This window comes from Domibacillus sp. 8LH, assembly GCF_038806185.1.
In the GTDB taxonomy this organism is placed as follows: Bacteria; Bacillota; Bacilli; order Bacillales; family Domibacillaceae; genus Domibacillus; species Domibacillus indicus_A.
Map to the genome: position 1 here is coordinate 319,282 of NZ_JAVJNG010000001.1, position 13,398 is coordinate 332,679.

Below are 13,398 nucleotides of genomic sequence, written 5' to 3' on the forward strand. Positions count from 1 at the left end.
AATCGGTTACAAATAAAAAGTAAGCAATTGGATATTCTCTTTATTGTAATATAAGCATCGCTTTAGAAGCAATGCACTTTAGCCAAAACGTGAAAAAATATCAGCCGCATGCTATTCTATTACTAGCTCTACGGAGCCAATTTTAGAATTCAGGAGAGAGAGTATGAGAAAATTAATGGGTTTGCTTGGGGTTGCCGTTTTGAGTTTTGGTACTGCCGTTTCTGCAGATAGTACGCCCGGCGATACAATGGTCACGCTTGGCGAAAATTTAACACCTGCCCAAAAAGAAAAGGTGCTTGAAGAAATGAACGTACCAGCGGATGTTCAAACGATTACGGTATCCAATGCAGAGGAACACAAATATTTGGGTGAATATATTCCAAAAGCCCAAATTGGGACAAAAGCCATCTCATCAAGCAAAATTACAACGACGGAATCTGGTTCCGGATTAAATGTAGAAACCCAAAACATTTCATGGGTATCGAAAGAAATGTACACCAATGCCTTATCTACTGCGAGTGTAAAAGATGCTGATATTTTCATTACAGCCCCGTTTGAGGTGTCCGGTACAGCTGCTCTAACCGGCATTATTAAAGCCTATGAAACGACGACTGGTGAAAAAATTCCCGAAGAACAAAAACAAGTAGCCAATGAAGAAATGGTGACAACGGCTAAGCTTGGTGAGGACATCGGACAGGAAGATGCCACTCAGCTGATTGAACGAATTAAAGAAGAAGTGGCCGCTCAGAATCCACAAACGCTTCAGGAAATTAAAGTGATTGTCAATAATATTTCCAACGAGCTTAATATTACGCTGACCGACGCACAGACAGACCAGCTTGCTGGTTTATTCAATAAGATGAAAGATTTAAATATCAACTGGGATCAAGTAAACTCCCAAATTGATAAAGCAAAAGAACAGTGGGACAGCTTTAAAAATTCAGAAGAAGGACAAGGCTTTCTACAGTCCATTATCGATTTCCTTCAATCGATCGTCGACAGCATTGCCGGCTTGTTTAAATAAAAAAACAGCTTCTCCTATTTAGGAGAAGCTGTTTTTTTAATAAATCGGCATTGTATCTTCTGAAGCCGTCTCTAACAATTCTTTCACACGCTGCATAAACCGCCCGCATACAAGCCCGTCAAGCACGCGATGGTCGAGTGACAAGCACAGGTTCACCATATCCCGCACCGCGATCATACCATCAATAATTACAGGACGCTTTACAATCGATTCTACCTGTAAAATAGCCGCCTGCGGATAATTGATAATGCCCATTGACTGAACAGATCCGAACGAGCCTGTATTGTTTACCGTAAAAGTACCCGCGCTGACGTCTTCAGTTGTCAGTGTACCGCTGCGCGCTTTTTTGGCCAAGTCATTTACATCTCTGGCAATGCCTTTGACGGTTTTCTCATCCGCATGCTTCACAACCGGTACAAACAGCTTGTCGTCTGCTGCGACGGCAATCGAGATATTAATATCCTTTTTGCGGATAATGTGGTCGCCCGCCCACATGGCGTTCATTTCCGGAAACTCTTTTAACGCACGCGCGACTGCTTTCACAAAAAAAGCAAAATACGTTACGTTGTACCCTTCCGCTTCTTTGAATGACGTTTTAATGGAATCCCGGTAACGCACAAGGCTGGTAACGTCCACTTCTACCATCATCCACGCATGAGGCACTTCCTGCTTTGTTTTCACCATATTGGCTGCAACCGTCTGCTTAATGCCATCGATTGGTACAATAATATCGCCTGTTTGCGTTTCAAATGATTTCTTTGTTTCAGCGGCCGGAGCGCTGGCAGCAGTGCTGGCCGTTGCCGTTGGCGGCACAACGCTTTTTACTCCGCTGTCGATGACTGCCTGCACATCTTTACGGGTAATGCGGCCGCCTCTCCCGCTTCCTTTGATTTCTTTTAAATCAATGCCATGAAGCTGCGAGAGCTTTAATACTGCCGGCGAATATCGGCTGCTTTGATCAGCGGCTGATTGAGCAGATATTTCACCTTTTACAAATGTTTGAGCTTCGGGCTGCTTTTCTGGCTCTTTTGTGGCTGCTTCTGTTTCAATGGTGCAGATCACTTCGCCAACAGCCATTTTTTCATCTTCTTTTGCTACAATTTCACTAATGACTCCGGCGAAAGAAGACGGAATATCAGCTGTTACTTTATCGGTCAGCACTTCAGCGATCGGGTCATATTTATTCACATAATCTCCCGGTGCAACAAGCCATTTGGTAATGGTCCCTTCTGTTACACTTTCGCCGAGTTTTGGCATTTTCATTTCTTGAATTGCCATGATGCGCCTCCTCTTTCTTATTAAAATTCAGCGAGATCACGCATTGCTTTCTCTACTTTTTGGGGATTGACTAAAAAATGCTTTTCTAAAGGTGCTGCATATGGCGTAGCCGGCACTTCAGGCCCAGCCAGACGCGCAATTGGAGCATCCAGATCAAACAAGCAGTGTTCGGCAATAATCGCCGCTGCCTCACTGATTACACTGCCTTCTTTATTGTCTTCTGTAATCAAAAGTACTTTCCCTGTTTTGGAGGCGGATTGAATAATTGTTTCCTGGTCAAGAGGATAAACCGTCCGAAGATCGACTACTTCTGCACTGATGCCTTCCCCTGCCAGCTTTTCGGCCGCCTGCAGAGCATAGTGAACGCAAAGACCATACGTGATCACGGTAATGTCTTCTCCTTCACGCTTTACGTCCGCTTTGCCGATTGGAAGTACATAGTCATCTTCCGGCACTTCCCCTTTAATGGAACGGTACGCCTTTTTATGCTCAAAAAACAATACCGGATCTTCATCACGGATAGCAGCTTTTAAAAGTCCTTTTGCGTCATACGGTGTAGATGGAATCACAATTTTCAGTCCCGGCTGGTTGGCAAAAACGGCTTCTACCGACTGAGAATGATATAATCCCCCTTGAATGCCGGCTCCATACGGCGCCCGAATGACAATCGGACAGTGCCAGTCGTTATTGGACCGATACCGGATCCGCGCAGCTTCTGAAATAATTTGGTTCACTGCTGGCATAATAAAATCGGCAAACTGCATTTCAGCGATGGGTCGTTTTCCAACCATGGCCGCACCGATAGCTACGCCGGCAATCGCCGATTCAGCAAGAGGCGTGTCAAGCACCCGGTCTTCTCCAAACTGTTCATAAAGCCCGGCTGTTGCTTTGAAAACACCGCCTTTTTTCCCGACATCCTCACCGAGGATAAATACGTTCGGATCGCGTTCCATTTCTTCGCGCATCGCCATGGTCACTGCTTCGATATACGAAATAACAGCCATTATTTTTCCGCCTCTCTTTCTTCTTCGGCGTAAACAAATTGAAGAACCGATTCTGGATTTGCAAAAGGTGCTTCTTCCGCATACTCCGTTGCATCGTTAATGACGGCAGCAATTTCTTTTTCAAGCTGCTCTTCACGCTCGTCAGTTAAAAGACCTGCTTCTTTTACGTATAGCCGGAAGGAGTGAAGCGGATCTTCTTTTTTCGCGCTTTCCACTTCTTCTGCTGTCCGGTACGAACGGTCATCATCATCAGATGTGTGTGGTGTCAACCGGTATGTGAGTGCTTCAATTAACGTAGGTCCCTCGCCGCGACGCGCACGGTCGGCGGCTTCTTTTACGCACTTGTACACTTCGATCGGATCGTTTCCATCAATCGTATAGCCCGGCATCCCGTACCCTGCTGCCCGGTCTGATACGCGGGCTGCAATTTGCTTGTTTAACGGTACAGAAATAGCATACTGGTTGTTTTCACACATAAAAATAACCGGCAGCTTGTGCACGCCCGCAAAGTTTGCTCCTTCATGGAAATCGCCTTGATTGGAAGACCCCTCTCCGAACGTCACAAATGAAACGATCGGTTTTCGATCCATTTTCGCTGCAAGCGCGATGCCGACAGCATGCGGCACCTGGGTCGTTACGGGGGATGATCCTGTCACAATCCGGTTTTTCCGTTGTCCGAAGTGTCCTGGCAGCTGGCGCCCTCCGGAGTTTGGATCTTCTGCTTTCGCAAAAGCAGAAAGCATCAGGTCGCGAACCGTCATGCCAAAAGCAAGTACGACCCCGTAATCACGGTAATAAGGTAATATGTAGTCCTCTTTTCTATTTAACGCATAAGCAGCACCGACCTGCGCCGCCTCCTGGCCCTGGCCCGATACGACAAATGGAATTTTTCCTGACCGGTTTAGAAGCCACATTCTTTCATCGAGACGGCGTGTAAGGAGCATTGTTTCATACATGCCGATTACGTCCTGATCGGTTAATCCTGCTTGTTTATGTTTAGATTCCATTTTTTCCGCTCCCTTCAAAAGTGAATCGCTTTTCCATCCAGCATTAGCGCTGCTTCTCCTATCGCTTCCGATAAAGCAGGATGCGGATGAATGGCTGCCCCAAGCTCCCAGCCGGATGCATCGAGCAGCTGGGCCAATGCAGCTTCTGAGATCAGCTCGGTTGCATGCGGTCCAATTATATGAACTCCTAGTATATCATCCGTTTTAGCATCTGCCACTATTTTTACGAATCCTTCCGCTTCACCATATACAAGAGCTTTCCCATTCGCTTGAAATGGAAATACGCCTGTTTTAATTTTTGTTCTTTCAAGAGCAGCCTGCTCTTCCGTCATACCGATACTGGCCGCTTCCGGATGTGAATAAATACAACGCGGAACAGCCGAATAATCAACGGGGTCTGCCGCTTTTCCTGCCATATGTTCAACGGCTGTGATTCCTTCGTAAGAAGCTACATGTGCCAGCTGCAGCCCTCCCGTTACATCACCCACCGCATAAATGTGCGATTCATTTGTCTGCATCCACTCATTCACTTGGATCACGCCGTTTTCAACTTTAATGTCCGTGTTTTCAAGTCCAAGCTGTTCCGTGTTTGCTGTACGACCGGCGGCAACAAGTATTTTCTCTGCCGAAAAGGTTTCGCCTGCTTCTGTTTGAATTGAAACAGTACCCGATTTTTTTTGCAGCGTATCTGCTTTGACTTTTGCATTTACGATAATTTGAACGCCTCTTTTTGAAAGCTGGCGTGCCATTTCGGCCGAAACTGCTTTATCCTCAGACGGCAAAATCCGGTCTCCGTATTCAAGAATGGTGACCCTGCTGCCAAAGTCAACAAGCATAGATGCCCATTCCACTCCAATCACACCGCCGCCTACAATGACAATCGACGCCGGGATCTCTTTCATCTCAAGTGCTTCGTCCGAAGACAAAACGATTTCGCCATCCGGCTGAAGGCCCGGAAGATGCTTTGGACGCGATCCTGTTGCGATAATGACGTTCCGTGGTACGAGCATTGCATTTTCTGTTCCATCATTCATTTCAACCGAAACCGTTCCGGCCATCGGTGAAAATAAAGATGGACCCAGCAGGCGCCCCGTCCCTTCATAAAGGTCAATTTTTCCTCGTTTTAAAAGGGACTTTACACCGTTATATAATGTATGTACAATTTCTTCTTTTCTTTCCTGTACCCGCTCAAAATGAACAACTGGACTGCCGGCTTCTATACCAAACGATGCAGCCTCTTTTACTGTCCGCTGAACGTCTGCACTTCTCAGCAGCGCTTTTGTTGGAATACAGCCTTTGTGCAGACAAGTACCGCCTACTTTCCCTTTTTCAACCAGGGCTGTTTTTAACCCAAGCTGAGCTGCACGAATGGCTGCCGTGTATCCACCGGTTCCTCCGCCTAAAATGACAAGATCATATGTTATTGTCATGTACTTCGCTCCTTATTTATAATTCCTCTATCATTTTATACGGTTTTTAAAACTATGTCATGTAATAAACCAAATTTTATTTGTTTTTTTACTCTTTATCCTGTTCTTGACAAATAAAGCGTTTGCGCTATGATGTGAAAAAGAAGAATCTTGAAAGAAGGGTTTACATGATCCGGATTATTGCCCTGCTTATTTTAGTCATTCCCGGCTTTTTAGCCGGCGTCGGAATTAAATGGATGCGGGATATGCTTTTTGGCATTTTGCAGCCCCCTTTTCCTTCATTATGGATGCAATTTATGGCCGGTTTCCTTCTTTTTAGTGGCGGTCTTGGCTTTGTTGCCGGATTTATTTTTAGACGGGACCGCAAATACAACAAGGTGCAGGCAAAATTCCAAGAGAAAAAATAAAAGCAGTTCCTTCCCGAGGACTGCTTTTCGCCTGTTCACATTTTTTCTTCGCATTATCTGAGCCATTCTATAAACAAAGAAAACTGCACTCATAAAGAATGCAGTTTGGGACTGTCGACAAAGTGGTCAGTCTTTTTTTATGAAAGTTTTCACCGCTGAAAACGGGCAGGAGATTTTTCGAGAAACATTGCTTCTTAAAAAGAGCCAATAGGGGAAGCCGGCCAGACTGCGCGGACCTTAGGGCAGTGCGGGAGCCTTCTCGGCAACATGTGCCTGCGAGGTCTCCCGACTCACTGTGGACCCCCCTCCGGCTGGCTGAGACCGGCTGGACCGCACGGCTGCAAAGACGGGCTCAACGCCTGCCTCATGGAAAGCGAAGCCGCGCATCCGCCGCCTTATCGACTCTCTTCCCAATCACTCGAACGTCTTACATGAAAAAGAAACGAAAGAGATCTTTTGACAAAACATTTTATTTGTCTACAATCTGAAACTGCACTCATAAAGAGTGCAGTTTCAATGGGAGACACTTACTTCTGTTGTTGAAAACAACCCTCCTGCTTCGCTAATTCGAACGCTTCTTCTGCTGTTTGAACACGGAGCCTGTTCCAGCGGGCGGCTATTTTATAAACGTCCCTATAATTTATGTGTTTGCTCATTTTACATTTTGCACAGTATATCAGAACGTTTTTTACTTCTTCAGGCAAGCGGTACAACCGCAGCTTTCCAATCGCCCTCAGGTCCGTTCCTAATACTTTTCCGTCAGACAGCTCTTGAACTAATTGAGCTGTGCTGACTTCTCTGACATATGTGATGATTTTGCGTTCGTCTTCTGTCATTCGGCTGCATAACCCCTTTTGAAAGATACTGGAGGGTCTAACGGTCAGCGTCAGTTTTATTGGCAGAACTTCATTTCAGCCAAACAAGCCGGAGCTGTTCCGTAAATATTGCAGCCTTTAATACGAGCGAATGGAGAAAAAATAAGTGAAGCTTCATGCCTCCCTAAAAGCATTTGACAGCTTTGGTCGTTTTGATCCATCAAAGCGGCTTGTACTGTGTACCGGCTTGCTTGACGTTATCTGACCGAAAGCTCCATGTATTACTATTTCCGTCATGCACTTATTTTAAACCTTTCTATGAAAGAGAGGCATCTTCCGCTTATGCTTTGCCTCCTTTAACGTTTCTCCTGTCGGCAGTACAATCTTTTTATACAAGTATTTATATTATGAATTTTGCACATTATGAAATATGTATAAACCAAGCTCCCCTATAGCGAAAAAAGCGCCTCTTTAAACAAAGTGGACGCTTTTTTATAGACATTCCTATAGGTAACCAAGCTCTTTTGCCACAGTGTCGTTAAAGTTTTGATGAACAAATTGCCTTTCCTGAATAGGGCTCATGATTCCGTATGCTTTGCCTTCTGTTCCATCTTGAAGTGTCCATAAATAATTATGATCCTGGTCAACTTCTGTAAAATTGCCCGCCTGCCATTTTTGAAGTATGTCAAGAAGAGGCTTCTTTTCTTTATAATCCTCTTTTTCTACAATTGAAATAACTTCCTTGATAGTAGAAGGTGTCATGGGCACGGCTCCCCATTTTTCATCAGCTGCTACTTTTTGATGCGTCATTTTATGCATAACAGAAACGACTTTTTCTTCATCGTCACCCTTTTTTAAATGGGTTGTATTTTGAACACCGCCAATTTTCTCATCGTTCCCGCCATTCAGTTTTTCTTGTTGAGTTGCTTTTGTATTATTCATTTCTATTAATACATAAGTCCCCAGCCCGGCAATGAGAAGAGTGATACAAACAACGATGGTCCATCCAATGATCTTCTTCATTTTCCCAGCTCCAATCTATAAAACAACTTTACCATAAAACTGGAGGGTATTTACAGGGTGTTGGAAAAAGTTTCTTTAAGAGTTAATTTATCTTTTTAATCATTCTGCCGATCTTTCTTTTCCCGCTTTAACCAAACAGGCAAAGTTCGTTTCTTTTATTGCTTTTTTGCCATAAAAAAGATCATGATTAAAAAATTCTTCGGTCCACGCTCTTGAATGAGTGTTTTTATTTTATCTTTTTGGATAGTTCTCGCTTTCGTCGTCAAAAATAAAAAAAAACAGGTTTAAAGGAGCTGGGACGATGTCAGGAAGGGGCCATAAAGGACTTAGGATTAGCAGCGATAAAATACTGATCTACATGCTGTATGCTGTCGTTTTGATTGTTATCCTGCAGCATATCGAAGTGTTCATTGGCTATACAATACTCGTCTCCCTGTTAGCGATCCCGTATTTTTTGCTGTGCTGGTATACAAAAGATAAGAAAAAACAACAATTCCTTCAATCAGGATTAAACGAACTTGACAGTATGGATAGCGTTCAATTTAAAGAATATGTGGGTGCCTTATTTGAAAGCAGAGGGTACGCCATTGAGTATACGCCGAAACCAGGTGATTATGGGGCTGATTTCATTTTACGCAAGGGAAACGACAGTATCGCTGTGCAGGCAAAACGATACAATGGCTCAGCCGGTGTCAAAGCCGTGCAAGAAGCGAGCTGCGGCAAAGCGTACTATAAAACAAATGAAGTTTGGGCTGTCACCAATCATGCATTTACTAAAAATGCGTATCATTGTGCAGAGAAACTGAACGTAAAACTAATCGACCGCAATGATTTGATTGGGCTGCTCTCAGAAAACAGTGTTATGGCTAAACCGCAGGAAACCCGGCCAACGTAACGAATAGCACACGCCGTGATTTTCAATATATTGTGCGTCAGATGGGGGCTTTTTAATACAGAAGAGGATGATAGAGACGAGGAAGCGGATAATAAGTAAAAAAGAAAAAAGCACCTTTTTGCGGCGCTCATTTGGTATTACTTATTTACCGTATCAGCTCTTTAAAAGTGGTTCTATCGCCGGGTGCGCCTCTAATTGCTGCTGTCTTTGCTCCGGCTGGCTGCCTTTATACACCCAGCCGCTCTCTTCTTTTTCCCATGTTTCAAGATAAAGTTCATAAGGCTCATACAGCTTGTTGCTTTCTTTTCTAAAGCCCGCTTTTGCTGTTATTTTATCATGCGAGTCGTTTAATTTAGACCAGTATACTCTTTTCAGCATGATTTTTTCGCCTTCTTTCGGTCCTGATATTTTACCTCGCTTTTGCGAACCTTGCTTTACCCTAAATTTATGTTTTAAATTTGAACTCATACCCATCAGCTTTAAAACCCGTGTAATTTTTTGCTTATGCAGCTCTTCGGCTCGCGATTTGTCAGCCTGAAAATCGGTTGGGCGGCACAAAAAAAGCGCCCTCTTTTTATGGCAGAGGTACGCTTTTATAACTGGAAAGCTGTTGTCGCCCTTATCGGCCTGCATCGGAAGCCCATCTGTAATCATTGTATCTTAACGTGTAAAGCAATATTATTTTGGCTTTCAAGAAGCTATGTATTCAATGCGGAGCTTATCTGCCACCATGGCGATGAATTCTGAATTTGTCGGTTTGGCCTTGGCGGTCTACTCCGTCGATATAGACGTTTAATGCACACTTATTCGATTTTTACGTAACTCTTTATCGGTCATTCACCCGGCAGTTTATCGCTGAGTGTTCGTTGTCTTGATTGTAACGAATACCGCTCTAGTCCGCGAGTTATTTCATTTGGGAAATTTCGGTAAGCAAGCGTCGAATTTCGTTTTCTTTTGTCGTTATATAAATAGGAAGAAAGCGAACCACCCGAAGGCAGCCCGTTGTTTATTTCGATTACGCCCCTCCATTCATTACTTCCGCTAATTTACGGTTCATATACGCTGCGAAACGGTCCATCTCGGCTTTATCTAATTTTTGGACACAGTTATAAGCGACATTAAGATTGATAATAGTTCTGCCGCTACCGTTTGTATATTCCTTGTTCTCGGCGACTGAATTACCCGCCATTGTAGCGAAGTTGCTTAACGATCGTGCCGCATTTCCTTCCAGCCAGGCGAAGAAAGATCTCATTGTTGTACCTTCCATCGCTGAGTTGATCCGCGTCATGACGTCCGTTGTTACGGTGGCTACACTCATAATCGTTAGTTTGAGCCTGTTCATTAATTTCTCCGTCGCTTGTAACCCTTGTCCAAACGCATCAAATATCGGATTCTCAAATTCCCTCGTAAAGCCGGCCCAAAACGATTTGAAGCTCTGTAGATCCTTTAACGCGCTTTGTTACGACTGGCTCATATCCGCGTAAACTGCCGCAAGTTCCTTTTGAGCTGCAATCTGCTCTTTTGCGGTATCCGCTGCGGCGAGCTTCTCATTAATTTCCGTTACTTCATCTGCCGCTTCAAACACGTCAATTAAGGCGGATGATGCAACGGCCCCGTATGATGCCGCAGCAAGCCCAGCGCTTGCCATTGATGATGCAAGACCGCCGGCAGCTGCTCCGAGTGGGGCGATTGCCGGCATCCTTGATGCAAATACCGCCATGTTGCTCGACGTCTGTTCACTCATGCGGTTGAGCGTTTCCACCTGTCTCGCCACTTGTTTCATTGGCTTAGACATCCGATCTTTTAATTCTAAAACCGCAGTCAGTTGCCAACTCATATCAATTCAACACCTTTTCTACTGCGTCCATCACATCCATTACATCAGCAACCGCCTTTTTCAATTCACCGAAATTCGTTCCTTCGTTATAGACAGTGATATACTGTTGCGTCTTTTTAATTAAATTTAACGCCAGAAACCGCAATCGGATCGGGTTTTCCACTTAAAAAAGCCGCTTTGTGCGCCTCCAATTTGCTCACATACAGCTGGCTGATACAATTGCTATTGCCGGTTGCCTTAATTACGTTATCTACCGCGCCGAATAGCGCTTTTAGTTTCTCGATTTGTCCGTCCATTTTCCTCATCCTTTCTTTTTGCGCAATACAAAAACGAGCCGCCCGGAGGCCGCTCGCTATTTCTTTTCTTTACTGATTCCTGATGGGTTGTTGATGATGCCCGCCAGTACTGCGATCGTTAGTAAGATATCTACGTAAGCATCGTACCTTTCCGATGGGATCATTACACCAAAATCCTGTAGCACCATACCGACAAGCGCTGCAACTGCGATCCACAATCCATAGCTCTTCCAACGTTGTTTCATGCCCCAGCCCTCCTTCCGTACTTTCGGATTCCGGCTGAACATGCCCCACTTCCGATGCTGCGCCTGAGCTGGACATGCCGGTCATTACAAGATATTCGCCCTGTGTTGAGGCTACGACTGTTTTCTTGTTCCTTAGTCCTTCAAACGAGCCCCTTTGTTCGCAAAACAAAAATGAGCCACCCGCATGAGGCCGCCCGTAGAGTTGCATTATTTGGTTTTATCCTAAGCTCTCACCTTTTCTTCACTGCTTAAAGATAATTGCACATATTTTTTATAGTGATATGCTTTCTTTTCATTGAGTTCTTTTCTAATTTTTTTATTAATACAACCCACTTCTAAGTGCTCGTATTTCAGATAACTATGTTTGTGCCAAATTCTGCTGATTTCGGAAAAAAGTTTAAATGCCTTTAAATTATTTTCTTTCACCTTATTCATTGTTTTCCCTCCACTCTCAATCGTACGGAGGCCCGTATTCGGTAACTGGCTGGCATAGTCCTAGTCTTAACTTTAGCCCCTATAGTTTTGCGTCACCATTTTTCAATGGCTTTGCCCTTTCGTACAATTCTTAATTATATCCTTTATATTACGACAAAATACCCAAAAACAAAATACTTTTGGTTGTTTTTTATTCAGTTGATCTTTTTACCCGTGAGTATAGTGCGGTGTTTTCTACAGATGAGACATGTCGCACTACTCTTTCCATCGCTTCGACTTCCGCTTGCGTTATCGATTCGCCGACCTCCAGTTTAAATTATTGTTCTCTTTCATAGAAAAAGATTATTAGAGGAGACAACCGCTCAATCCAATATGGATCTCTGTTCATACCATATAACATAGATTCAATTATTATAGATTAATTCCGAGAAATTGATTTATATAATTGCTTCGCTACTTTTCTGTAAAAGAGGTGAAATAGTATGGGTTTCTTCGGCGGTTACGGCGGCGGCTACGGTGGATATGAGTGCTGTGGCGGTTCTAACGGTGGCTACGGCGGCGGCTTTGCGCTGATTGTAGTATTGTTCATTCTTCTTATCATCATTGGCGCTTCATTCAAAAAGAGCTACAGCGGCGACTGTTAATTTAAATGATCTAACACCATTTCAGTGACTCCCACTTTCAGAGTTCTCGAGCACTTAGAAATGGCATTTTTATTGTGCGTCACTTTCAAATTTTTGCCGCGGAGCCCTCTGCGGTATTTTTTTGTGCACAGTGTCCATTACGGCGTTATTTCACAATTGCCCTCTTTACTGTTTATTTTTCTAGCTGGGCGGGTAACGATAAGCATGGTTTCACATTAACCACCTACCCTATATCTCGTCATTTGCTGCGGAGTCGCGTCCGTAGCCTTTTTTATTTATTTGGTTTACATTAGCGCCGAAGTGGGTAAATGTTATCTTGTGGCACACACCCGCCACATCTCCTGAACTCTACATAGTTCGTCTTGTTTGCTGCGGTGCTGATACCGCGGCCTTTTTTTGTTTATATCTCTCGACAACGGGTATCTGTAAAGCAGTGGCCCCCACATCGCCACTAATCTCCGTTCTAATAGTTATTGCCGCGGACTGATCTCCTGTGGCTTTTTTTGTGCGCAATTCACCAAACCGGCAGCAGCTCCGTCAATGGAACGGATTCCTGCTGAATCACCTCGCGGATACAACGATCCAGCATGCGACTGATAATCCCGTTAAAGAAACCTGGCAGATTGCGAATACGTCGGTTTTTGGTCGACATAACAGCGATGTGCAGTGCGCTTATAGCGATGTTTTCAAGATCATCCTTGTCGTATGCGGTTAGAATGGCTGTCTGTTCTTTGTAGACGCCAAAAAGACGACTGATTAACGGCTGATCCTCGCCAATGGTTGATGAGATGAACGACTTGAAACGTTGGTAAAACGTAAGCGGCGCCGCAGGCTGATACGTATTAGTATTAGTATTGGTCTTAGGAGAGATATTGACTTCATGCTCCCCGTTTTCTGTCGTATCTTGTCCACGTTTTTCATTTTCCGCAGGCTCAGCGGGCATGATTTGTACTAAATTTACGGTCTGCTGCATCATTGAGCTGCGCTTTGTTGGAAGGATATTAACGATGCCCATGGACGCCAGCTTTTAAGCCATATGCCAATCGTATCAGGTTTCT

General features: G+C 44.3%; 17 protein-coding genes and 1 riboswitch. Of the genes, 4 read left to right on the forward strand and 13 right to left on the reverse strand.

The features are described 5' to 3' along the window. The first annotated feature begins 163 nt into the window (after window positions 1–163). Window positions 164–1,024 (forward strand): DUF1002 domain-containing protein, encoded by an 861-nt coding sequence (locus RG959_RS01650; RefSeq protein ID WP_342795709.1) that lies wholly within the window; start codon window positions 164–166, stop codon window positions 1,022–1,024. Between the two features lie 36 nt (window positions 1,025–1,060). Here RG959_RS01650 and RG959_RS01655 read toward each other — a convergent pair whose 3' ends face one another. From RG959_RS01655 to lpdA, 4 genes are read right to left on the reverse strand one after another with little or no spacing between them, the layout of a single operon-like run. Next, window positions 1,061–2,302, reverse strand: coding sequence for a dihydrolipoamide acetyltransferase family protein (locus tag RG959_RS01655; RefSeq protein ID WP_342795710.1), 1,242 nt, complete (start codon window positions 2,300–2,302; stop codon window positions 1,061–1,063). A gap of 20 nt (window positions 2,303–2,322) precedes the next feature. Then, window positions 2,323–3,306 (reverse strand): alpha-ketoacid dehydrogenase subunit beta, encoded by a 984-nt coding sequence (locus RG959_RS01660; RefSeq protein ID WP_315695249.1) that lies wholly within the window; start codon window positions 3,304–3,306, stop codon window positions 2,323–2,325. Beyond that, window positions 3,306–4,313, reverse strand: a complete 1,008-nt coding sequence (locus RG959_RS01665) for a thiamine pyrophosphate-dependent dehydrogenase E1 component subunit alpha (RefSeq protein WP_342795711.1) — start codon at window positions 4,311–4,313, stop codon at window positions 3,306–3,308. The genes RG959_RS01660 and RG959_RS01665 overlap by 1 nt, the downstream gene beginning before the upstream one ends. 14 nt (window positions 4,314–4,327) lie before the next feature. Further along, window positions 4,328–5,743 (reverse strand): dihydrolipoyl dehydrogenase, encoded by a 1,416-nt coding sequence (gene lpdA, locus RG959_RS01670; RefSeq protein WP_342795712.1) that lies wholly within the window; start codon window positions 5,741–5,743, stop codon window positions 4,328–4,330. Window positions 5,744–5,910: 167 nt separating this feature from the next. Here lpdA and RG959_RS01675 point away from each other — a divergent pair, with 167 nt between their 5' ends. Then, window positions 5,911–6,150, forward strand: coding sequence for a DUF2627 domain-containing protein (locus RG959_RS01675; RefSeq protein ID WP_342795713.1), 240 nt, complete (start codon window positions 5,911–5,913; stop codon window positions 6,148–6,150). Between the two features lie 527 nt (window positions 6,151–6,677). Here RG959_RS01675 and RG959_RS01680 read toward each other — a convergent pair. Then, entirely contained in the window at window positions 6,678–6,986 is a 309-nt protein-coding gene (locus RG959_RS01680; RefSeq protein WP_342795714.1) for a replication initiation and membrane attachment family protein, read from the reverse strand. Window positions 6,987–7,469: 483 nt separating this feature from the next. Further along, window positions 7,470–7,988, reverse strand: a complete 519-nt coding sequence (locus RG959_RS01685; RefSeq protein WP_342795715.1) for a DUF6241 domain-containing protein — start codon at window positions 7,986–7,988, stop codon at window positions 7,470–7,472. 301 nt (window positions 7,989–8,289) lie between these two features. Between RG959_RS01685 and RG959_RS01690 the strand changes: the two genes are divergently transcribed. Continuing rightward, window positions 8,290–8,883, forward strand: coding sequence for a restriction endonuclease (locus RG959_RS01690; protein ID WP_342795716.1), 594 nt, complete (start codon window positions 8,290–8,292; stop codon window positions 8,881–8,883). A 153-nt stretch (window positions 8,884–9,036) separates the two neighbouring features. Here the strand turns inward: RG959_RS01690 and RG959_RS01695 are convergent, their stop codons facing one another. The 6 genes from RG959_RS01695 to RG959_RS01725 form a co-directional block, all read right to left on the reverse strand. Next, window positions 9,037–9,261 (reverse strand): hypothetical protein, encoded by a 225-nt coding sequence (locus tag RG959_RS01695; protein WP_251270990.1) that lies wholly within the window; start codon window positions 9,259–9,261, stop codon window positions 9,037–9,039. A 637-nt stretch (window positions 9,262–9,898) separates the two neighbouring features. Next, entirely contained in the window at window positions 9,899–10,225 is a 327-nt protein-coding gene (locus tag RG959_RS01705; RefSeq protein WP_342795717.1) for a hypothetical protein, read from the reverse strand. Window positions 10,226–10,342: 117 nt separating this feature from the next. Then, window positions 10,343–10,720, reverse strand: coding sequence for a hypothetical protein (locus RG959_RS01710; protein ID WP_342795718.1), 378 nt, complete (start codon window positions 10,718–10,720; stop codon window positions 10,343–10,345). Between the two features lie 116 nt (window positions 10,721–10,836). Further along, the gene (locus tag RG959_RS01715; RefSeq protein ID WP_342795719.1) at window positions 10,837–11,016 is read right to left on the reverse strand and encodes a hypothetical protein; all 180 of its coding nucleotides are present in this window, start codon (window positions 11,014–11,016) and stop codon (window positions 10,837–10,839) included. A gap of 56 nt (window positions 11,017–11,072) precedes the next feature. After that, complete coding sequence (locus RG959_RS01720; RefSeq protein WP_342795720.1) at window positions 11,073–11,261, reverse strand: holin; 189 nt, start codon at window positions 11,259–11,261, stop codon at window positions 11,073–11,075. 222 nt (window positions 11,262–11,483) lie between these two features. Further along, a complete protein-coding gene (locus RG959_RS01725) occupies window positions 11,484–11,696 on the reverse strand; it encodes a hypothetical protein (RefSeq protein WP_342795721.1) in 213 nt (70 codons plus the stop codon). A 37-nt stretch (window positions 11,697–11,733) separates the two neighbouring features. Next, a riboswitch (cyclic di-GMP riboswitch) is annotated at window positions 11,734–11,822 on the reverse strand. Window positions 11,823–12,178: 356 nt separating this feature from the next. Between RG959_RS01725 and RG959_RS01730 the strand changes: the two genes are divergently transcribed. Then, window positions 12,179–12,340, forward strand: coding sequence for a YjcZ family sporulation protein (locus RG959_RS01730; protein WP_342795722.1), 162 nt, complete (start codon window positions 12,179–12,181; stop codon window positions 12,338–12,340). Window positions 12,341–12,854: 514 nt separating this feature from the next. Here the strand turns inward: RG959_RS01730 and RG959_RS01735 are convergent. Beyond that, window positions 12,855–13,355: a hypothetical protein gene (locus RG959_RS01735; protein WP_342795723.1), complete on the reverse strand. Its 501-nt coding sequence runs from the start codon at window positions 13,353–13,355 to the stop codon at window positions 12,855–12,857. Window positions 13,356–13,398: the final 43 nt, after the last annotated feature.